This window comes from Mycobacterium paraterrae, assembly GCF_022430545.2.
Taxonomy (GTDB): Bacteria; Actinomycetota; Actinomycetes; order Mycobacteriales; family Mycobacteriaceae; genus Mycobacterium; species Mycobacterium paraterrae.
Window position 1 is genome coordinate 5032144 of the sequence record NZ_CP092488.2, and the last position, 18536, is coordinate 5050679.

The 18536-nt window shown below is 67.2% G+C and carries 19 protein-coding genes; 8 read left to right on the forward strand and 11 right to left on the reverse strand.

What is annotated here, in order from left to right; genetic code table 11:
* Nucleotides 1-19 precede the first annotated feature (19 nt).
* The 4 genes from MKK62_RS24235 to ctaC form a co-directional block, all read right to left on the reverse strand.
* Entirely contained in the window at nt 20-640 is a 621-nt protein-coding gene (locus MKK62_RS24235) for a DUF2561 family protein (RefSeq protein ID WP_240263359.1), read from the reverse strand.
* Nucleotides 640-1545 (reverse strand): MmpS family transport accessory protein, encoded by a 906-nt coding sequence (locus MKK62_RS24240; protein WP_240263358.1) that lies wholly within the window; start codon nt 1543-1545, stop codon nt 640-642. Before MKK62_RS24240 ends, MKK62_RS24235 begins: the two co-directional genes overlap by 1 nt.
* A 182-nt stretch (nt 1546-1727) precedes the next feature.
* Entirely contained in the window at nt 1728-2147 is a 420-nt protein-coding gene (locus MKK62_RS24245; protein WP_240263357.1) for a cytochrome c oxidase subunit 4, read from the reverse strand.
* Between the two features lie 24 nt (nt 2148-2171).
* Nucleotides 2172-3248 carry an aa3-type cytochrome oxidase subunit II gene (ctaC, locus tag MKK62_RS24250; RefSeq protein WP_434084992.1) on the reverse strand — a complete coding sequence of 359 codons (1077 nt, stop codon included), beginning with the start codon at nt 3246-3248 and terminating at the stop codon, nt 2172-2174.
* A gap of 196 nt (nt 3249-3444) precedes the next feature.
* Between ctaC and asnB the strand changes: the two genes are divergently transcribed.
* The gene (gene asnB / locus MKK62_RS24255) at nt 3445-5403 is read left to right on the forward strand and encodes an asparagine synthase (glutamine-hydrolyzing) (protein ID WP_240263356.1); all 1959 of its coding nucleotides are present in this window, start codon (nt 3445-3447) and stop codon (nt 5401-5403) included.
* Nucleotides 5404-5491: 88 nt separating this feature from the next.
* Here the strand turns inward: asnB and MKK62_RS24260 are convergent, their stop codons facing one another.
* Nucleotides 5492-6469 carry a carbohydrate kinase family protein gene (locus MKK62_RS24260; protein ID WP_240263355.1) on the reverse strand — a complete coding sequence of 326 codons (978 nt, stop codon included), beginning with the start codon at nt 6467-6469 and terminating at the stop codon, nt 5492-5494.
* Between the two features lie 163 nt (nt 6470-6632).
* On the opposite strand from MKK62_RS24260, the gene MKK62_RS24265 reads away from it, so the two are divergent.
* Nucleotides 6633-7232: an Rv0361 family membrane protein gene (locus MKK62_RS24265; protein WP_240263354.1), complete on the forward strand. Its 600-nt coding sequence runs from the start codon at nt 6633-6635 to the stop codon at nt 7230-7232.
* 3 nt (nt 7233-7235) lie between these two features.
* On the opposite strand, the gene MKK62_RS24270 is transcribed toward MKK62_RS24265, so the two are convergent.
* Together MKK62_RS24270 and MKK62_RS24275 are read right to left on the reverse strand one after the other, a co-directional pair.
* A complete protein-coding gene (locus MKK62_RS24270) occupies nt 7236-7592 on the reverse strand; it encodes an iron-sulfur cluster assembly accessory protein (protein WP_240263353.1) in 357 nt (118 codons plus the stop codon).
* A 63-nt stretch (nt 7593-7655) separates the two neighbouring features.
* Nucleotides 7656-8756 (reverse strand): glycerate kinase family protein, encoded by a 1101-nt coding sequence (locus MKK62_RS24275; RefSeq protein WP_240263352.1) that lies wholly within the window; start codon nt 8754-8756, stop codon nt 7656-7658.
* A gap of 72 nt (nt 8757-8828) precedes the next feature.
* Between MKK62_RS24275 and MKK62_RS24280 the strand changes: the two genes are divergently transcribed.
* From MKK62_RS24280 to MKK62_RS24295, 4 genes are read left to right on the forward strand one after another with little or no spacing between them, the layout of a single operon-like run.
* Nucleotides 8829-9488, forward strand: coding sequence for a DUF3043 domain-containing protein (locus MKK62_RS24280; RefSeq protein WP_434084993.1), 660 nt, complete (start codon nt 8829-8831; stop codon nt 9486-9488).
* Nucleotides 9489-9516: 28 nt separating this feature from the next.
* A complete protein-coding gene (locus tag MKK62_RS24285) occupies nt 9517-10053 on the forward strand; it encodes a bifunctional adenosylcobinamide kinase/adenosylcobinamide-phosphate guanylyltransferase (RefSeq protein ID WP_240263351.1) in 537 nt (178 codons plus the stop codon).
* A complete protein-coding gene (gene cobT, locus MKK62_RS24290) occupies nt 10050-11102 on the forward strand; it encodes a nicotinate-nucleotide--dimethylbenzimidazole phosphoribosyltransferase (RefSeq protein ID WP_240263350.1) in 1053 nt (350 codons plus the stop codon). The genes MKK62_RS24285 and cobT overlap by 4 nt, the downstream gene beginning before the upstream one ends.
* Complete coding sequence (locus tag MKK62_RS24295) at nt 11099-11839, forward strand: adenosylcobinamide-GDP ribazoletransferase (protein ID WP_240263349.1); 741 nt, start codon at nt 11099-11101, stop codon at nt 11837-11839. Before cobT ends, MKK62_RS24295 begins: the two co-directional genes overlap by 4 nt.
* Nucleotides 11840-11863: 24 nt before the next feature.
* Here MKK62_RS24295 and MKK62_RS24300 read toward each other — a convergent pair whose 3' ends face one another.
* A complete protein-coding gene (locus MKK62_RS24300) occupies nt 11864-12970 on the reverse strand; it encodes a branched-chain amino acid aminotransferase (RefSeq protein ID WP_240263348.1) in 1107 nt (368 codons plus the stop codon).
* Between the two features lie 22 nt (nt 12971-12992).
* Entirely contained in the window at nt 12993-14087 is a 1095-nt protein-coding gene (gcvT, locus tag MKK62_RS24305) for a glycine cleavage system aminomethyltransferase GcvT (RefSeq protein ID WP_240263347.1), read from the reverse strand.
* 70 nt (nt 14088-14157) lie between these two features.
* On the opposite strand from gcvT, the gene MKK62_RS24310 reads away from it, so the two are divergent.
* A complete protein-coding gene (locus MKK62_RS24310) occupies nt 14158-15258 on the forward strand; it encodes an adenylate/guanylate cyclase domain-containing protein (protein ID WP_240263346.1) in 1101 nt (366 codons plus the stop codon).
* Here MKK62_RS24310 and MKK62_RS24315 read toward each other — a convergent pair.
* Entirely contained in the window at nt 15228-16112 is an 885-nt protein-coding gene (locus MKK62_RS24315; RefSeq protein WP_240263345.1) for a hypothetical protein, read from the reverse strand. The genes MKK62_RS24310 and MKK62_RS24315 overlap by 31 nt on opposite strands.
* A 112-nt stretch (nt 16113-16224) precedes the next feature.
* Between MKK62_RS24315 and MKK62_RS24320 the strand changes: the two genes are divergently transcribed.
* Nucleotides 16225-17781 (forward strand): leucyl aminopeptidase, encoded by a 1557-nt coding sequence (locus MKK62_RS24320; protein WP_240263344.1) that lies wholly within the window; start codon nt 16225-16227, stop codon nt 17779-17781.
* On the opposite strand, the gene MKK62_RS24325 is transcribed toward MKK62_RS24320, so the two are convergent.
* The gene (locus MKK62_RS24325; protein ID WP_240263343.1) at nt 17782-18522 is read right to left on the reverse strand and encodes a hypothetical protein; all 741 of its coding nucleotides are present in this window, start codon (nt 18520-18522) and stop codon (nt 17782-17784) included. It lies immediately after the preceding gene.
* Nucleotides 18523-18536: the final 14 nt, after the last annotated feature.

Consider the following 18536-nt stretch of genomic DNA (forward strand, 5'->3'; position numbering starts at 1 on the left):
GGTTGCGGCGCGGAGTATTTCAGGCGGTGAGCATGCTGCGGAGGTGGCGCACCTGACGCCACGGCACCAGCGGCATGGCCAATGTGATGACACCGGCGATCGCGTACCCGGTCCACGCCAAGGCGTCATGGCCGATCGCCATCGCATAGGTCGCGGCTGCCACCGCAAGGAACGCGCCGCCCATGGCGCCCATCAGGGCGACTGTTCCCCGTAGCCAGAACCGGTCGACTTCGGCGTCGGGCAGTGCGGGCCGCTGCGTGGTGATCTGCTCGGCTGAACTGTAGGTCGAGCCCGCGATCGGTCCCGACCTGATCGAGCGTGCACTCACGGTTCGCACCGGTGAAACCGCGGATCGCGCTTCCGGCGCGTCCCGGGTGATACGGCGTGCCCGGAGCAGCATCGGGATTGCCGCCAGGATGATCAGCGCGGAGATGATGATGATCGCGTAGAGCACCGACGAGGTGTGCGGGTTGCCTTTGGCGGCGTGAAAGCCGCGCCCCAGATCCATCAGCGCGACCAGCGCGGCGACGCCGACCCCGACCAGCGCCAGCCAGACGACCGCGCACGACCCGATCAGGACGCGATCGGACGCCCACGCGGCGGCCTTGCCCCGGGACCCCCAGGAGTACTTCTCGACCATCAGCAGTTGACCTGTGGTTGGTTGTTTTCGTTGGCCGACAACACCGTTCCGTCGCTGGCGGTGACCTTGCAATTCAGCTTGCTCAGCCGCAGCAGGCTGGACGCTTCGATCGAGCCGACGTCGGACGCCGAGATCGGAGTCAGCGTGATCGTCCAGGGGATGTAAACGTTGGACAGCGTGCGCCGCATGCCGGACGCATCAGTGTAGGTGATCGTGATCTGGTCGAACGGTGCTTTGGTGCCGGTCACCGAATAGGTGTACTGCTTGGGCCCGGCGGGCGCCGGCGGAGTCGCGGGGGCGGGCGGGGCCGGGGCTGGGGCCGGCGCGGGCGCGGGCGCGGGCTCCGGAGATGGCGCCGGGGGTGGTGGTGGAGGAGGAGACGCCTCACTGGACGACGGCGGCGGTGGTGGTGGAGGAGGAGACGCCTCACTGGACGACGACGGCGCCGGCGAGTGGGTCGTGGTGGTTATCTCGTCCTGAATCGGAGGTTTTGAAACCGTGGGCGTGCTGGGCGTGGCCAACTTGTTGGTGTCGGTTCGGGCGAACAGCAGCGACACCGAGACGACCAGCGCGATCGCCGCGACGATCGCGGCGATGCCGACGACCCATGGCCAGCGGGCGGTTTTCTCCTCCTGCCCGTCGGGAACCGCGTCGTCGTAGTTGTCGTAGTCGTAGAGGTCGAGGTTTGCCGGCACATACGGTCCGCTGGTGATGTGCTCGGACTCTGGAGCCGAATAGGCCCGTGAGTAGACGTCGGTCTGACCGGTCGCGTTCTCGGCGTCGGACTCCCCCACGCCCGGACCGAATTCGGTATCGCCACCGTCGAATTCGCCGCCGCTGTGGCTGGCCTCGGCGCCGGGTCCCAATTCTTCGGACTCCGGCCCGGGTGGATTCGGCCCGCTCATGATCGTCTGTCCTGTTCGACTACTTCACCGGTGCACGCAGTACCGCGGTCGCGTACTCCGATGTTGCTCACTATGCCCCGGGAAACCCTACCCAACGGGATCTTGCGCGACATTCTTGGCGACCTGCTCAGGGGGCAACTGACGCCCGGATTGTGACCTAACTGCTCACCGGCGAGGGCGTCTCAGTGCTTCTCGGGACCCACGTAGTACTCGAAGACCAGACCGGCCGCCGAACTCAGGATGAACACAACTCCGGCGCCGATCAGCCAGGGCAGCCACAGCGCGATGCCCACCGCCGCTACCGAGCCGGACAGCGCGATCAAGATCGGCCACCAGCTGTGCGGGCTGAAGAATCCCAATTCCCCTGCACCGTCGCTGATCTCGGCGCCTTCGTAGTCCTCGGGGCGGGTGTCGAGCCGACGGGCGACGAATCGGAAGAACGTCGCGATGATCAGCGCCAACCCGCTGGTCAACGCCAGCGCAGTGGTTCCGGCCCACTCGATGCCGCCGGTGGCGAACAGACTGGTCAGAATGCCGTAGAGAAACGTGCAGAAAACGAAGAACGCTGCGATGAACTCGAACAGCCTGGCTTCGATATGCATTGGGCCTACTCTCTTACCGAGGTCCTACTTGCTCGCCTGCGGAGCCTGCTCGCCGCGCCGGGTGTCGAACGGGTGGGTGGTGACCGCGACGGGCGACTGCGCGATGGCCTGCAACGCCTGGGCGTTCGTCTTGCCGGCGGTCCGCTGCTGCAGGTACGCCTTGAAGTCGTTGGGCTGAACCACCCGGACCTCGAAGTTCATCATCGCGTGAAAGGTGCCGCACATTTCGGTGCATCGACCGACGAACGCACCGGTTCGGTCGATCTTCGCCACCTGGAAGCGGTTGACCGAGTGGTTGGCCGCCGGGTCGGGCAACACGTCACGCTTGAACAGGAACTCCGGCACCCAGAACCCGTGAATGACGTCGGCCGACGCCAGCTCGAACTCGATGCGCTTGCCCGCGGGAAGTACCAGGACGGGGATTTCGGTAGAAGTCCCGACAGTCTCGACCTTGTCGAAGTTGAGGTACGAACGGTCTTCGGTGTTGTGCCCGCGGACCGGACCGACCAGCTCTTCGCCGTGGGAGTCCTTGCCTTCGGGCTTGGAGACCATCGCCGCCTTACGGGCGGCGTCAGCGCCGTCGTACTTGAGGGTGCCGTCCTTGAAGTCGACCTTCTGGTAGCCGAATTTCCAGTTCCACTGGAACGAGGTGACGTCGATGACGACCTCGGGGTCGGCTTCGAGGTGCAGCATCTTTTCCTGCACCACCACGGTGAAGTAGAACAGCACCGAGATGATCAGGAACGGCGTCACGGTGAGCACCAGTTCCAGGGGCATGTTGTAGCCGAACTGGCGGGGCAGTTCGGTGTCCGTCGCCTTCTTGCGATGAAATGCCGACGACCAGAAGATCAGTAGGAAGACGATCGCGCCGACCACCAGGGCGGCGATCACCGAGCCGATCCACAGCTGACGGTTCCAGTCACCCTCCTGGGTGATGCCTCTCGGCCAACCCAGGGCCAGGGCCTCCGACCAGCTGCAGCCACTCAGGCTCACCGCAAGCAGGCCCAGCATGCCGAACATCGCCGGCTTGCGAAGCCGGTGTAAACCCGACGAACGGCTCTTCAACAAGCCCTGCGAACAGCCTGGCTCGCGAGATGTCACGGTCGCGCCTCCTGAGATTCACACGCTGGATCGACGTCGCACATCCCCGCTCAAGGGGACTGTCGGCTGACTCGCACGTCGAATACTACGCAGCGTAGACCACGCACGCAGCGGAGCCGAGTGCAGGCCCGCCGCTTGTCGCGCCACCCGTTGCGGCAGCCATGATCGGCCATCGCTTGCGGCATACTGATCCGCGATGTGTGGACTGCTGGCCTTCGTGGCTGCCCCGGCCGACGCCGAGCCGACGAGCGGGGCGCACGCGACCGCTGAGGCCATCGCCCGGGCGTCGCACCTGATGCGCCACCGCGGCCCCGACGAGCCGGGCACCTGGGTCGACCCGGCCGGGACCGTCGTGTTCGGCTTCAACCGGCTGTCGATCATCGACATCGCCCATTCCCACCAACCGCTGCGCTGGGGTCCACCGGAAACGCCCGACCGCTACGAATTGGTGTTCAACGGCGAGATCTACAACTACCTGGAGCTGCGGGCGGAACTCGCCGCACAACACGGCGCCTCCTTTGCGACCGACGGTGACGGCGAAGCCGTCGTGGCTGCCTACCACTACTGGGGCGCCGACGCGCTGCCGCGACTGCGAGGCATGTTCGCGTTCGCGCTGTGGGACAGCGTGACCGGCGAATTGTTCTGCGCCCGAGATCCGTTCGGCATCAAGCCGCTGTTCATGGCCACCGGAACCGGTGGCACGGCGGTGGCCAGCGAGAAGAAGTGCCTGCTGGAACTGGCCAATTTGATCGGGTTCGACGCTGGGATCTCTGGCATCGACGAGCGCGCCGTGCAGCATTACACCGTCCTGCAGTACGTGCCGGAACCGGAGACCCTGCACCGCGGCGTGCGCCGGCTGGAATCGGGCTCTTACGCCCGCATCCGCCCCGGCGGGCAACCGGCGACCACCCGCTACTTCGTGCCGCGCTTCCAAGCTGTTCCTATCGCCCGCGGCGGCGAGCAGGCCCGCTATGACGAGATCACCGCCGTCCTGGAGGACTCGGTGGCCAAGCACATGCGCGCGGATGTCACCGTCGGCGCGTTCCTGTCCGGGGGCATCGACTCGACGGCGATTGCCGCGCTCGCCATCCGGCACAATCCCCGGCTGATCACCTTCACCACCGGCTTCGAACGTGAGGGATTCTCCGAGGTCGACGTGGCGGTCGCGTCCGCCGAAGCGATCGGTGCGCGCCACATCGCCAAGGTCGTCTCGCCCGAGGAGTTCGTCGAAGCGCTGCCCGAAATCGTCTGGTACTTGGACGAACCGGTCGCCGACCCGGCGCTGGTGCCGCTGTTCTTCGTGGCCCGCGAGGCACGCAAGCACGTCAAGGTGGTGCTCTCCGGAGAAGGGGCCGACGAGCTGTTCGGCGGCTACACGATCTATCGGGAACCGTTGTCGCTGAAGCCTTTCGACTATCTCCCCCGGCCGCTGCGGCGTTCGATGGGCAAGGTGTCCAGGCCGCTTCCGGAGGGTATGCGCGGCAAGAGCCTGCTGCACCGGGGATCGCTGACACTCGAGGAGCGCTACTACGGCAACGCCCGCAGCTTCTCCGACGCGCAGCTACGGGACGTGCTCGCGGCGTTCCGGCCGGAGTGGACCCACGTCGACGTCACCGCGCCGGTCTACGCCGAATCGGCCGACTGGGACCCGGTGGCGCGGATGCAGCACATCGACCTGTTCACCTGGCTGCGCGGCGACATCCTGGTCAAGGCCGACAAGATGACCATGGCCAACTCGCTGGAACTGCGGGTCCCGTTCCTGGACCCCGAGGTGTTCGCGGTCGCGTCACGGTTGCCGGTCGACGCCAAGATCACCCGCACCACCACCAAATACGCGCTGCGCCGGGCGCTGGAGCCGATCGTCCCGCCGCACGTGCTCAACCGTCCGAAATTGGGTTTTCCGGTGCCGATCCGGCACTGGCTGCGCGCCGGTCCGCTGCTGGAGTGGGCGCACGAGACGATCGACGCGTCGGCCACCGACTACCTGATCGACCGCCCCGCAGTCCAGCGGATGCTCGACGAACACCGTTGCGGCACAGCCGATCACAGCCGCAGGTTATGGACCGTGCTGATCTTCATGCTGTGGCACGCGATCTTCGTGGAGCGGCGAGTGGTGCCCCAGATCCCGGAACCGACCTACCCCGTCGAGCTCTAATCGCTGCGCGCCAAAACGCTCGCCGAGACTGCAGCCGTGGCGGCCTCCAACGGCGTGTCGGCGCTTCTGGTTCAGTGTCGCGACACGGCTACCGAAGGATCGCGGCGATCTCGTTGGCCGCCTCGTCGCCGTAGGCCCCGGCGAGCCGGGTCTTGGCGGTCGCGGCATCCCACGTCCACTCCTGGGTGCCGGTCGACTCCAGCACCAGCACCGCGACCAAGGAACCCAGCTGCGCGGAACGCTCGAGGCTCAGGCCGCCGCTGCGGCCGGTGAGGAAGCCGGCCCGGAAGGCGTCACCGACACCGGTCGGATCGGTGGCGTCGGTCTCAGGGACGACGCCGACGTGCACAGTGGTGCCGTCACGATCGACGATGTCGACGCCCTTGGCGCCCAGCGTGGTCACCCTCAGGCCGACCTTTTGCTGCACGTCGGCGTCTGACCAGCCAGTCTTGGACTGCAGCAGTTCCCACTCGTAGTCGTTGGTGAACAGGTACTCCGCGCCGTCGACGAGCTTGTCGATTTCCTCGCCGGACAGGCGCGGCAGCTGCTGCGACGGGTCGGCGGCGAAGGGCAGGCCCAGCGCCCGGCATTCCTCGGTGTGCACGACCATCGCGTCGGGGTCGTTGGCCCCGATGATCACCAGGTCCGGCTTGCCCTGGGCCTCGACGAGATCGGCCAGCTTGATGTTGCGCGCCTCGGACATCGCCCCGGGGTAGAACGATGCGATCTGCGCCATGTCCTCGTCGGTGGTGCAGACGAACCGCGCAGTGTGCGCGGATTTGGAAATCAGCACGTGGTCGGTGTTGACGCCGTGCGCCTGTAGCCACTTGCCGTAGTCGCCGACGAAATCGTCACCGGCGGCACCGACCAGCGCGACGTCGCCACCGAGCACGCCGATGGCGAAGGCGATGTTGCCGGCGACCCCGCCCCGGTGGATCACCAGGTCGTCGACCAGGAAGCTCAGCGACACCTTCTGCAGATGTTCGGCCAGCAGGTGCTCGGAGAATCGACCCGGAAACCGCATCAAATTGTCGGTGGCAATAGAACCGGTTACCGCAATCGTCACGAACTCCACCCCTTCGAATCCTAAGTTTGGCTATCGAAGCCTAACGGGGCCATGGTCGGCTCTGCATCGCGGGCGGGCGCCCGCTAGCCTCCCTAGGAGAATCCCGCGGCGGCCTGACGTGTCCTCATGGCCCCGCGGCCGCGCTATCCGAGGAGATCCCTTTATGCCCGGTCCGTCGTCGTCGGACCACCAGCCGGGCTCCCAGGGACCGCCATTGGGCTATCCAGCGCCGCCGTACACTGGCCCGGTCCCGCCTGCGGCGCCGTTCCAGCCGCCGCGTCGAGGGCGACGCCGTCTCGTCGGCGTCGGTGTCGCTCTGTTGGTCGTCGCCGCGGTGGCCACCGGGCTGCTATACCTCACGCACCGCAGTCCGGCCCGCGGGGCCGGCGCCTTCTCCGACGCGACCGCAAAGTCGGCGATTCAGGGATACCTGAACGCGCTGCAGAACCGCGACACCGAGGCCGTCGCGCGCAACACGCTGTGCGGCATCTACGACGGTGTTCGGGACCGGCGATCCGACCAGGCGCTGGCCAAACTCAGCAGCGACGCGTTTCGCAAGCAGTTCTCCGAGGCACAGGTGACGTCGATCGACAAGATCGTCTACTGGTCGGACTATCAGGCCCAGGTGTTGTTCACCATGCGCGTGCAGCCGTCCACCGGCAGCAGCGCCCGCACTGAGTTGCAGGGTGTCGCGCAGCTAATCAGCCAGCACAACCAAATATTGGTGTGCTCCTACGTGCTGCACGGCGCCGGCGTGTACTGAGCGTCAGTTGAAGGAGTCGCCGCAGGCGCACGAGCCGGTGGCGTTCGGGTTGTCGATGGTGAAACCCTGCTTTTCGATAGTGTCGACGAAGTCGATGGAAGCGCCCTGGACATACGGCGCGCTCATCCGGTCGACGGTCAGGGTCACACCGCCGAAGTCGGCGGTGAGGTCGCCGTCGAGCGCGCGGTCGTCGAAGAACAGGTTGTAACGCAGGCCGGCGCATCCCCCGGGCTGGACGGCGATCCGCAGCGACAGGTCGTCGCGCCCTTCCTGGTCCAGCAGTGACTTAGCCTTGGCTGCTGCGGCGTCGGTCAGAATCACGCCGTGCGTGGTGGCGGTTGACTCGTCCTGAACAGTCATTGCTTCTCCTGAGTAATAGCGTGTGTGCTGATGGGTCCGCGCAAAGCGATTCAACCCACCTACTCAAAGGTACCTTGTCGCGCCACTATTCTTCTCCAGTCGCGCCGCGACCTCAGCGGCCAGTCCCATCAGCTGGTTGGCGGCATCGGCTACGGCCAGCCGCACGGAACCGGCGTGATCGGAAACACTCGCCGCACCGAGAATGCCGGCGGCCTGGAAAGTCGCCTCGTCGAGCTCGACCTGACCAGCCAGCACCACCACCGGAACGTGCGACGTTCTCGCCAGCGTTCCGACCACCTTGCCGCGCAGCGACTGCTCGTCGAACTTGCCTTCGCCGGTGATCACCAGGTCGGCGACGGCCAGATCGTCGGCGAGGCCGGTGTGCTCGGCGATGATCGACGCGCCCGATTGGACGCGACCGCCGAGCGCGAGCAGCGCCGCCCCGATGCCGCCGGCGGCTCCGGCACCGGATTCCGCGCTGATTGCACGCCCGGCTGCGGTGTCCAGCTCGACGGCCCACCGCGTCAGCCGGTCTTCCAGGGCGGCCACGGTGTCGCTGTCGGCGCCCTTTTGCGGCCCGAACACCCGGGCCGCGCCCCACGGTCCCAGTAGCGGATATTCGACGTCGCAGGCGGCCACCACCTCAATACCCGCCAACCGCTGCCGCGCGACGTCTAAACCGCCGAGTCGTTCGATCAGCCCGCGCCCACCGTCGGTGCACGCCGAGCCGCCCAGCCCGACCACAATCCGGTCCGCACCCGCATCCAGCGCCGCGGCGATGAGTTGGCCGACTCCCCCGCTGTGCGCCGCCAGCGCGGTCTCGGGCGTCGGCGGACCACCCAGCAGTGACAGGCCGCACGCCTGTGCACACTCCAGGTAAGCGGTGTGTGTCGCCGTATCCAGCACCCAGGCGGCACGCACGTCTTCGGTGAGCGGGCCGGCAACCGTCTCTGCCCGGCGCTCTCCTAACCGGCTGGCCAGCACGTCGACGAAGCCTGGACCACCGTCGGACTGAGGCGCGATGACGATCCGATCGCCCGGGCGCACCCGGTTCCAGCCTGCTGCGATGGCCGCGGCCGCCTCGATCGCGGTCAATGAGTCACCGAAGCTGTCCGGCGCGATGAGCAGGCGAAGGGTCGGCTTGTCGGGTGCCGTCCCTGTCATAAAACAACAGTAGGACGCTACGCGGACGCGGCCGTTTCTCTGCGGTGTCAACGGCGAAGTAATCTGGCGGGCGTGAAACTGCTGGGCCGCAACAAAGACGAGGACTCAGGCGACGCCGCACCGGTGGCCGAGGTCATCGACACACCGGCGTCGCGTTCACCGCGGACCACAGCTCCCAAAGGTCGGCCCACACCGCGCCGCGACGCCGGGCGCAAGGGTCCGGTCGCCCCGGCGCCGATGACGTCCTCGGAGGCCAGGGCCCGGCGCAAGTCGCTGGCCGGACCCAAACTCAGCCGCGAAGAACGCAAGGAGCAAAGCGCCGCGCGCCGCGCGCAGATGTCTGAGCGCCGCGAACGCATGATGAACGGCGACGAGCGGTACCTTCTGTCCCGCGACCAGGGGCCCGTGCGGCGCTATGTCCGTGACATCGTCGACGCCCGACGTAACGTGCTGGGGCTGTTCCTGCCGGCGGCCCTGGGCCTGATGTTCATCATGTTCGCCGTCCCCCAACTTCAGTTCTATGTCTCGCCGGCGATGCTGGCATTGATGCTGATGATGGCGCTCGACGGCCTGATCCTCGGCCGCAAGGTTTCCCGCAAGGTCGATGAAAAGTTTCCCGAGGACACCGAAAGCCGATGGAAGCTCGGCCTTTACGCGGCTAGCCGGGCCTCCCAAATGCGCCGGATGCGGGCGCCGCGACCTCAGGTCAAACACGGCGCCAGTGTCGACTAGGCCACGCCGGAAGGCTGACTGACGCACAGTGCGAACCTTGGTGCTGGGAGGGGTCAGGTCGGGAAAGTCGCGGTGGGCGGAGACGGCCATCGCCGAATCGCTGGAAACGGATCAGCCGGTGCACTACGTGGCCACCGGACAACTCGGCGAGTCGGATGCGGCCTGGCGTCAACGGGTCGCCGAGCATCGGGATCGCCGCCCGCAGCATTGGCGCACCGTCGAGACGCATGACATCGCAGCGCAATTGCAGCGGTCACCCGACACCGCGACCCTGGTCGACGACATCGGCGGATGGTTGACCGCCGTTCTGGATCGGCGCCAAGCGTGGGAGGGCGGGTCGGTGTCGACCGATCTCGACGAACTGACCACCGCCGTAGCGGATTTCAGCTCACCACTCGTATTGGTCAGCCCCGAGGTCGGGCTGTCGGTGCACGGCGCCACCCCGTCCGCCCGCCGGTTCGCCGACGAACTGGGCGCCCTCAACCAACGATTGGCAGCGCTGTGCCAGCGAGTGGTCCTCGTGGTGGCCGGTCAGCCACTGCCGATCAAGCAGCCGGGCGTATGACGATGTTCGCGCCGGTGACGCCGCCGGACACAGCCGCAGCGGCGGCCACCCGTGCCCGTCAAGACACCCTCACCAAACCACGTGGCTCGTTGGGCCGCCTCGAAGATTTGTCCGTCTGGGTGTCCTCCTGCCAGGGACACTGCCCGCCACGGCAATTCGAGCGCGCCAGGGTTGTGGTGTTCGCCGGTGACCACGGCGTCGCACGCGCAGGGGTGTCGGCCTACCCGCCCGAAGTCACCGCGCAGATGGTCGCCAACATCGCGGCCGGCGGCGCCGCGATCAACGCGCTCGCCGACATCGCCGGTGCGACCGTGCGTGTCGTCGACATCGCCGTGGACGCCGATCCGTTGTCCGCCCGGATCGGCGCCCACAAAGTGCGACGCGGCAGCGGCGACATCGCGGTCGAGGATGCCCTCACCGAGCAGGAGACTCGCGATGCGATCGACGCCGGCCGCCAGGTCGCCGATCAGGAAGTCGACGGCGGCGCCGATCTGCTGATCGCCGGTGACATGGGTATCGGAAACACCACCGCGGCAACGGTTTTAGTGGCGGCATTGACTGGTGTCGAACCCGTCGCCGCGGTCGGCTATGGTACCGGCATCGATGACGCCGGATGGGTTCGCAAGACGGCGGCGGTGCGCGACGCGTTGTTCCGCGCCGAACATGTACTGGCCAACCCCGTTGCCACCCTGCAGTGTTGCGGCGGAGCCGATCTGGCGGCCATCGCCGGCTTCTGCGCGCAAGCCGCGGTGCGGCGAACCCCGGTGCTGCTCGACGGCATGGTCGTGACCGCGGCGGCCTTGATCGCCGAGCAGCTGGCGCCCGGCGCGCGCCTGTGGTGGCAGGCCGGTCACCGGTCAACCGAGCCCGCGCACGCGCTCGCACTGGCCCGGCTAGGCCTGGATCCGATCGTCGATCTGAGCATGCGCCTCGGCGAAGGCAGCGGCGCCGCGGTGGCATTACCCGTGCTGCGGGCCGCCGTAGCGACGTGCGCGTCGATGGCGACGTTCACCGACGCAAATGTCACCGACCGGCCGTCATTACCGTGATCGGTTCGCTCGCAGCGGCTTTCGCGTTCGAGACTGTCATCCCGCTGCCCGGACGGCACGACCGGCCGTTCGGCCGCGGCGCGATGACCGCGCTGCCGGTGGTCGGTGCCGTGCTCGGCGCGCTGGTCGCCGCCGTGACGTGGGCGGGTTGGTGGGCGTTCGGCGCGGCCAGTCCCTTGGCCGGCTTGCTCGGGGTGGCTACGTTGCTGATCGCGACGCGCGGCCTACACATCGACGGCGCTGCCGACACCGCCGACGGACTCGGCTGCTACGGACCGCCGGATCGGGCGCTGCGCGTCATGCGCGACGGGTCGACGGGCCCATTCGGGGTAGCGACTGTCGTGTTAGCGATTGTCGTTCAGGGACTTGCGTTTTCGGCGCTGCACCCGGTTGGGATCGCGGTGACCGTGGCCGCGGGACGGGTGGCGGCGGTGGCAGCGTGCCGCCGCGGCCTGCCGTCCGCGCCCGGCAGCATGCTGGGTGCTCGAGTCGTCGGTAGTCAGCCTGCGTTGGTCGTCGCGACGTGGGTGGTCGTGCTACTGGCGGCGTCGTTGGCGGCGGGTCGGCATCCGTGGCACGGGCCGGTCGCGGTGCTGGCCGCCGTGATCGCCTCGGCGCTGATGGTTCGCCACTGCGTGCGGCGGTTCGGCGGCGTCACTGGCGACGTGTTGGGCGCCGCAATCGAATTGACGACGACCGTGAGCGCCGTGCTGCTGGCCGCGTTGACGCGCCTGTAGAACGCGGCGCCGCCCGTAGCTCGATCAGCCGAGCCGTGACATCCAACCGTGCGTGTCGGCGAAGGTACCGCGCTGGATGCCGGTGAGGGTGTCGCGTAAAGCCATGGTCACCTCGCCGGCCTCCCCGGTACCGATGGTGAATTCGCTGTCGCCGTACTTCACCTGCGACACCGGAGTGATAACCGCGGCGGTGCCGCACGCGAACACCTCGGTGATCTCACCGTCAGCGGCTTTCTTCTGCCACTCTTCCATGTCGATCTTCCGCTCTTCGATGGCGAAACCCGCGTCGGTTGCCAACTGCAGCAGGGAGTCTCGAGTGATTCCGGGAAGCAGTGAGCCCGACAGCTCCGGAGTGACCAGTCGCGCCGACCCACCGCTGCCGAACACGAAGAACAGGTTCATGCCGCCCATCTCTTCGATGTAGCGACGCTCGACCGCATCCAGCCACACCACCTGCTCGCAGCCCTTTTCCGCGGCCTCGGCCTGGGCGACCAGCGATGCGGCGTAGTTACCACCGAACTTGGCCGCGCCGGTACCACCTGGGCTGGCTCGCACGTAATCCGTTGACACCCAGACGGTTACCGGTTTGATGCCGTGCTTGAAATAGGCACCGGCTGGCGAACCGATCACCATGTAGCGGTACTGCTTGGCCGGACGCACCCCCAGACCCGGCTCGGTGGCGAACACGAACGGCCGCAGATACAGCGACTCTTCGCCGCCGGCCGGCGGCACCCAGGCATTGTCGACGGCGACCAGTTGGCGCAATGATTCCAGGAACAACTCGTCGGGCAATTCGGGGATTGCGATCCGGCGGGCGGAGTTGCGCAGCCGCGCGGCGTTGGCCTCGGCACGGAACGATACGACCGACCCGTCAGCCCAGCGATACGCCTTGAGTCCTTCGAAGATCTCCTGCGCGTAGTGCAGCACGATCGCCGACGGGTCCAATTCGATCGGCCCGTACGCGCCGACCCGCGCGTCGTGCCATCCCCGGTCCTCGGAGTAGTCGATCGACACCATGTGGTCGGTGTGATACCGACCGAAGCCGGGGTCGGCCAGAATCGCTTGGCGGGCGTCGTCACTGGCCGGGTTTGCGGTGCGAGACACCGTGAACTCGAGGACGTCGCTGAGCATGAGGCGATTGTATAACCGGGCGCTATCGAGTTTTTGCGCCGACGAACGGCGGCTTGACCACTTCGCATTCGAGACCGCGCCCCCGGACGTCCACTGTGACGTGCTGGCCGTCCTCAATACCGGCGTCGACATCGACGAGCGCCAGCGCGATCCCGGTCTTCAGGGTCGGTGAGAACGTGCCCGAGGTGGTCACACCGACACTCCGGTCGCCGTCGAGAACGGTGAGGTCGGGCCGCAGCACTCCGCGGCCCACCGCGCGCAGACCTCGCAGTAGTCGCGGCGGACCGGCCTCCTTCTCGGCCAACAACGCGTCGCGGCCGAAGAACGCGTCTTTCTTCCAGCCGATCGCCCAGCCGCATCGCGCCTGCAGCGGCGAGATGTCGGCCGAGAGTTCGTGGCCGTGCAGCGGATAGCCCATCTCGGTGCGCAACGTGTCGCGTGCGCCGAGCCCCGCCAACTGCCCGTCGGCACTCTTGACCGCGGCCAGTAGCGCATCGAACACCACCCCGGCGGAATCCCACGGCGGTAGCAGTTCGTAGCCGTGTTCACCGGTGTAGCCGCTGCGGCACACCCGCACCGGAACGCCGTCGAGAGCAGCGTCGGCGTAACCCATGTAGTCCATGTCGGTGGGTAGACCGAGTTGGCTGAGCACCTCGCTCGAGCGCGGTCCCTGCACGGCGAGCACGGCATAGGACCGGTGCTCATCGGTCACGCTGATCCCTTCTGGGGCAGCATCTTTGAGCGCAGCCACGACGGCGGCGGTGTTGGCGGCGTTGGGCACCAGAAAAATCTCATCGGACGAGACGTAATAGGCGATCAGGTCGTCGATGACGCCGCCGGATTCGTTGCAGCACAACGTGTACTGCGCCTTGCCCGGCTGGATGCGGTTGAGGTCGTTGGTGAGCGTCGAGTTCACGAATTCCGCGGCACCGGGCCCCTTGACGAGCGCCTTGCCCAGGTGACTCACGTCGAACAGGCCGACGGCGTTACGGGTCGCGGCATGCTCGGCGACCGTCCCCGCATACGAGACGGGCATCAGCCATCCCCCGAACTCGGCGAAACTCGCGCCCTGCTCGCGGTGACGTTCCTCCAACGGTCCACGCAACGGGTCAGACATATCGGCGCTGCTCCTCCTCAACTCGCGGGCATTTCACCCTAATCCGACCAGCTACTGGCACACTTGGCCGGTGGTCGATTCCCTGGACTTCGAGGCGATCCAGGCCGCCGGAATCGCTGACGCGCAGGCCCGCGCGGGCCTGCTCGAATACCTGGCCAGCCTCGGCTTCACCGTCGACGACATGGCGCAGGCCGAGCGCCGCGGCCGGCTGTTCGGGCTGGCCGGTGACGCCCTGTTGCAGTCCGGGCCGCAAACGTTCACGCTGCGCACCGCCGCGCAGTCGCTCGCTGTGCCGGTCACCGACGTCGAATATGCCTGGGCAATGCTCGGCCTGACCGTCGAAGACTCCGATACTCCGGCGTTGACGCAGGCTGACGTCGATGCGCTCGGCACGTGGATCGCGATGCGGGCCCGACTGGGCCACGATGCCGCCGACGGCTACATGCGAGTCCTGGGCGCGGCTCTCGCCCGGTTGGCCGAGGCCGTGTCGTCGATGATTCGGACCACCACACCGCGGCTATGGCTGGGCAGCACCGGCGACGAGCTCGCCACCGCGCAGGCCTACCGGGAGGTCGCCGGTTTCGTTCCACGACTCGGGTCGATGCTGGACGCGATCCACCGCCACCACCTGGTCAGTACCCGCACCTTCATCGAGGGCGTCGAGCGAGGCCCGTCCTCGAGCATTCTCTGCGGCGTCGGGTTCGCCGATTTGTCCGGGTTCACGGCGTTGACGCAGACCCTCACGCCGGCCGAATTGTCTTCGCTGCTCACCGAATTCGGGGCCGCTGTCAGCGACATGGTGCACGCCGACGGCGGACGGGTGGTGAAGTTTCTCGGCGACGCGGTGATGTGGGTCAGCCCGCAGCCGGAGCGACTGGCCACGGCGGCCCTGGACCTGGTCCGCCATCCGCGAGCGCGCGATGCGGGCTTGCAGGTCCGCGCCGGGCTGGCCTACGGCCCCATTCTCACCTTGAACGGCGACTACTTCGGCAACGCGGTTAACTTGGCCGCTCGGCTGGTGGCCGCGGCCGCACCGGGCCAGATTCTGGTGTCGGCCGAAGTGTTCCAGCTGCTGCCGGATTGGCCGGCGGTCGAACAGGAACCGTTGCTGCTCAAGGGCTTCGATTCCCCGGTGGTCGCCTACGAGCTCGACCGCTCGGGCTCCGCGTAGGCCACCTCGACACCGCTCTGGAGGGACAGCGCCGAGCTCTGGCTCACCAGCAACGTCGCGAAGACCGCCACCCACAGCCATGCCTCGCCGGGAGAAAGGTGCGCACTGGTATTACGCACCGGAAGGGCCGTCAGAGCGCGGACGACGACCGAGACCACGACGATCACCGTCACGTACGGCAAGGCCGTCCGAAACGTCTGCACCCGCGGGCTCGACGGCGATTCCGCACTGCGCCGGCCGCGTCCGAACCACCACACGGCCCCGCACACCACCAGCACGGCCAGCGCGATCGGCACCCCGAAGGTGTTGGCGTCGTGCCACAGCGGCTCGAGCGGCTCGCGCGTCTTCTGGTCGGCCAAGGCCAGCGCCAAGTCGGAGACGGTGGCTTCGATGAAGAACACCGCGATCGGCGGAACCAGCACTGCGACGATGAACACGCAATGCTTGGCCAGCGTCCCCGCCGTCCCCGAGACGAACTGCACCACCGCGTAGAGCAGCATGTACACCGACGCCACAAAGGAAATGGCGCCCAACAATTCCGCGGACGATGCGCGCCCGCCGGTGAGCGAACAACCGTTCTCACCGGCGAGCAAGCTGTACTGGATGGCCGCGAGGAACAGGCCGAGAAACGCGTTCATCAGGGCGACGCCGGTCAGCGTCTCGTGCTCCACCTCGTGCGCTGCGCGCGGCTTGCCCTCGCCGCGACGCCGGTAGCCGCGATCGAGCACGAGGTTGATGACGACGAAGGCGAAGCCGGCGAGCACCCCCGCCAGCTGGGCATAATTCCTTGCCACGATCGATATGTCGAAGCCCGTCCACAGCGCGCAAGGATCGGCGATCTGTCCCGTCGGCATCGGCGAAATAGTAATCGGCGCGAGGGTGTGAACAGGGCGTAGACACGAACTCGGGTTCACCTGCGCATCACCGGCGGGCAACCGGATGACTCGATCGTTAGGGTTGACGTTCGTGAGCACACAACCCGGTTACCTGGCCCCCACCGTCTCCACCGCCACCTCGCTGCCCCGTCGCGGCGCCAAGTCCGCGGTGCTGATCGTTCCGGTGGCGTCGTCGGGTCCGGCGGACGTCAACGACGAGCCGGGCGCCGTCGTCGTCGACGCCGGCTCACTGTTGCCCAAGGACGCGGTGACCGAAATCGAAGCGGGTCTGCGGGCTCTCAACGCCACCGGCGCCGTCGAGCAGGTGCACCGCCTCGTGGTGACGTCGCTGCCGGTGGCCAGCGTGCTCACGATCGGGCTGGGCAAGCAGCGCAGCGAATGGCCCTCAGACCTGATCCGCCGCGCGGCCGGTTCGGCCGCACGTTCGCTCAGTGGCGCCGACGCCGCGATCACCACGCTGGGCGCCCTGCCCGGCGAGGGTGCGCTCGAAGCCGCGGTCGAGGGCTTGATCCTGGGCAGCTATCGGTTCACCGCGTTTCGCACCGACAAGACGGCCCCGAAAGATCCAGGCCTGCGCAGCATCACCGTGCTGTCCGCCGACAAAGCCGCCAAGGCGCAGGCCGCGCATGCCGCCGCGGTCGCCGCAGCCGTCGCCACCGCGCGCGACCTGATCAACACCCCGCCCAGCCACCTGTTCCCCGCTGAATTCGCCAAAAGGGCAAAGACTTTGGGTGACTCCGTCGGGCTCGAGGTCGAAGTGCTCGATGACAAGGCACTGCAGAAGAACGGCTATGGCGGCATCATCGGCGTCGGGCAGGGTTCGTCGCGGCTGCCGCGGCTGGTCCGGCTGTCGCATCACGGATCGCGGTTGGCCAAGAAGCCGAAGCAGGCGAAACGTGTCGCGCTGGTAGGCAAGGGCGTCACCTTCGACACCGGCGGCATCTCGATCAAGCCCGCGGCGTCGATGCACCACATGACCTCGGACATGGGGGGTGCTGCGGCGGTGATCGCGACCGTGACGCTCGCCGCGCAGCTGCAACTTCCGATCGACGTCATTGCCACCGTGCCGATGGCCGAGAACATGCCCTCGGGCACGGCGCAACGCCCCGGCGATGTGCTGACTCAATACGGCGGAACGACGGTCGAAGTCCTCAACACCGACGCCGAAGGACGATTGATTCTGGCCGACGCGATCGTGCGGGCATGCGAGGACAACCCCGACTACCTCATCGAGACGTCGACATTGACCGGCGCGCAGACGGTTGCGCTCGGCGCCCGCACGCCAGGAGTGATGGGCAGCGACGATTTCCGCGACCGGGTCGCCACCATCTCACAACGGATCGGCGAAAACGGCTGGGCCATGCCACTTCCGGATGAACTGAAGGACGACCTGAAGTCGACCGTCGCCGACCTGGCCAACATCAGCGGTCAACGGTTTGCCGGGATGCTGGTGGCCGGGGTGTTCCTGCGCGAGTTCGTCGCCGATGGAGTCAACTGGGCGCACATCGATGTCGCCGCACCTGCATACAACACCGGCGGCCCGTGGGGTTACACGCCGAAGGGCGGGACGGGCGTCCCCACTCGCACCATGTTCGCGGTGCTCGAGGACATCGCCGCGAACGGCTAATCAGCCACCGACGGTGGGACGGCTGAACCAGCGAACTTTCTGTCGCCACGATTGCGCCGACGTCAGCGCGAACCCTGCGCCGCAGGCACACGCGAAGAACCAGACCATCGCGGCGGTTGCCTCGTTCTGGAACACGGGAACTAGCGCAGTGATGATGCGCACCGCGCAGGCCCCGACGCCACAGGCCGAGGCGATCAGGTACAAATTGGCCATGTTGCGCGACCGGGGGTCCTGTCGCAGCACCAGCAACGCACGTGAGCCGAAGACGAGCAGGTACGACAACGTGATGCAGAGCGTCAGCCAGTAGACGCTCAACCAGAAATCGGTCGGCAGCGCGAAGAAATCGCGCGTATAGACCTTGCTACCGCGGCTGAGCGTGAATGCCGCCAACAGCAGCGGGATGCACAACGTAGCGGGCCGTTCTACGTATTGCGTGAATGATCGCTGCAGCGCTCCGTCGTCGGCGACTCGACCGAGCGCGTTGTAGACGATCGCCGACGCCGCGACGATGTAGCTGTCGTGACCGATATAGCTCTGCAGGTTCCACACGCCGGTCAGGTCATGAAGTGCCACGCCGAGGGTGTTGGCCGCTAACGGCGACATCAATACGACCGCGAGCCCCTGAAGGGCGATGTTCAATGTCGCGGCCACTTCCCACCGGCAGCTCCAGGTGAATCGGCGGATCCACAGACTCCAGCCGATGCAGGCCAGGGTGACGATGATCAGAGCGCTCAGTGCCACAGCAGTACCTCGTA

Coding starts and splice junctions, on each gene's coding strand:
- MKK62_RS24270 (WP_240263353.1), bottom strand. CDS start 7,592: ATGACTGTTCAGGACGAGTCAACCGCCACCACGCACGGCGTGATTCTG.
- MKK62_RS24235 (WP_240263359.1), bottom strand. CDS start 640: ATGGTCGAGAAGTACTCCTGGGGGTCCCGGGGCAAGGCCGCCGCGTGG.
- MKK62_RS24315 (WP_240263345.1), bottom strand. CDS start 16,112: ATGCCGACGGGACAGATCGCCGATCCTTGCGCGCTGTGGACGGGCTTC.
- MKK62_RS24245 (WP_240263357.1), bottom strand. CDS start 2,147: ATGCATATCGAAGCCAGGCTGTTCGAGTTCATCGCAGCGTTCTTCGTT.
- asnB (WP_240263356.1), top strand. CDS start 3,445: ATGTGTGGACTGCTGGCCTTCGTGGCTGCCCCGGCCGACGCCGAGCCG.
- MKK62_RS24300 (WP_240263348.1), bottom strand. CDS start 12,970: ATGCTCAGCGACGTCCTCGAGTTCACGGTGTCTCGCACCGCAAACCCG.
- cobT (WP_240263350.1), top strand. CDS start 10,050: ATGACGATGTTCGCGCCGGTGACGCCGCCGGACACAGCCGCAGCGGCG.
- gcvT (WP_240263347.1), bottom strand. CDS start 14,087: ATGTCTGACCCGTTGCGTGGACCGTTGGAGGAACGTCACCGCGAGCAG.
- MKK62_RS24275 (WP_240263352.1), bottom strand. CDS start 8,756: ATGACAGGGACGGCACCCGACAAGCCGACCCTTCGCCTGCTCATCGCG.
- MKK62_RS24265 (WP_240263354.1), top strand. CDS start 6,633: ATGCCCGGTCCGTCGTCGTCGGACCACCAGCCGGGCTCCCAGGGACCG.
- MKK62_RS24240 (WP_240263358.1), bottom strand. CDS start 1,545: ATGAGCGGGCCGAATCCACCCGGGCCGGAGTCCGAAGAATTGGGACCC.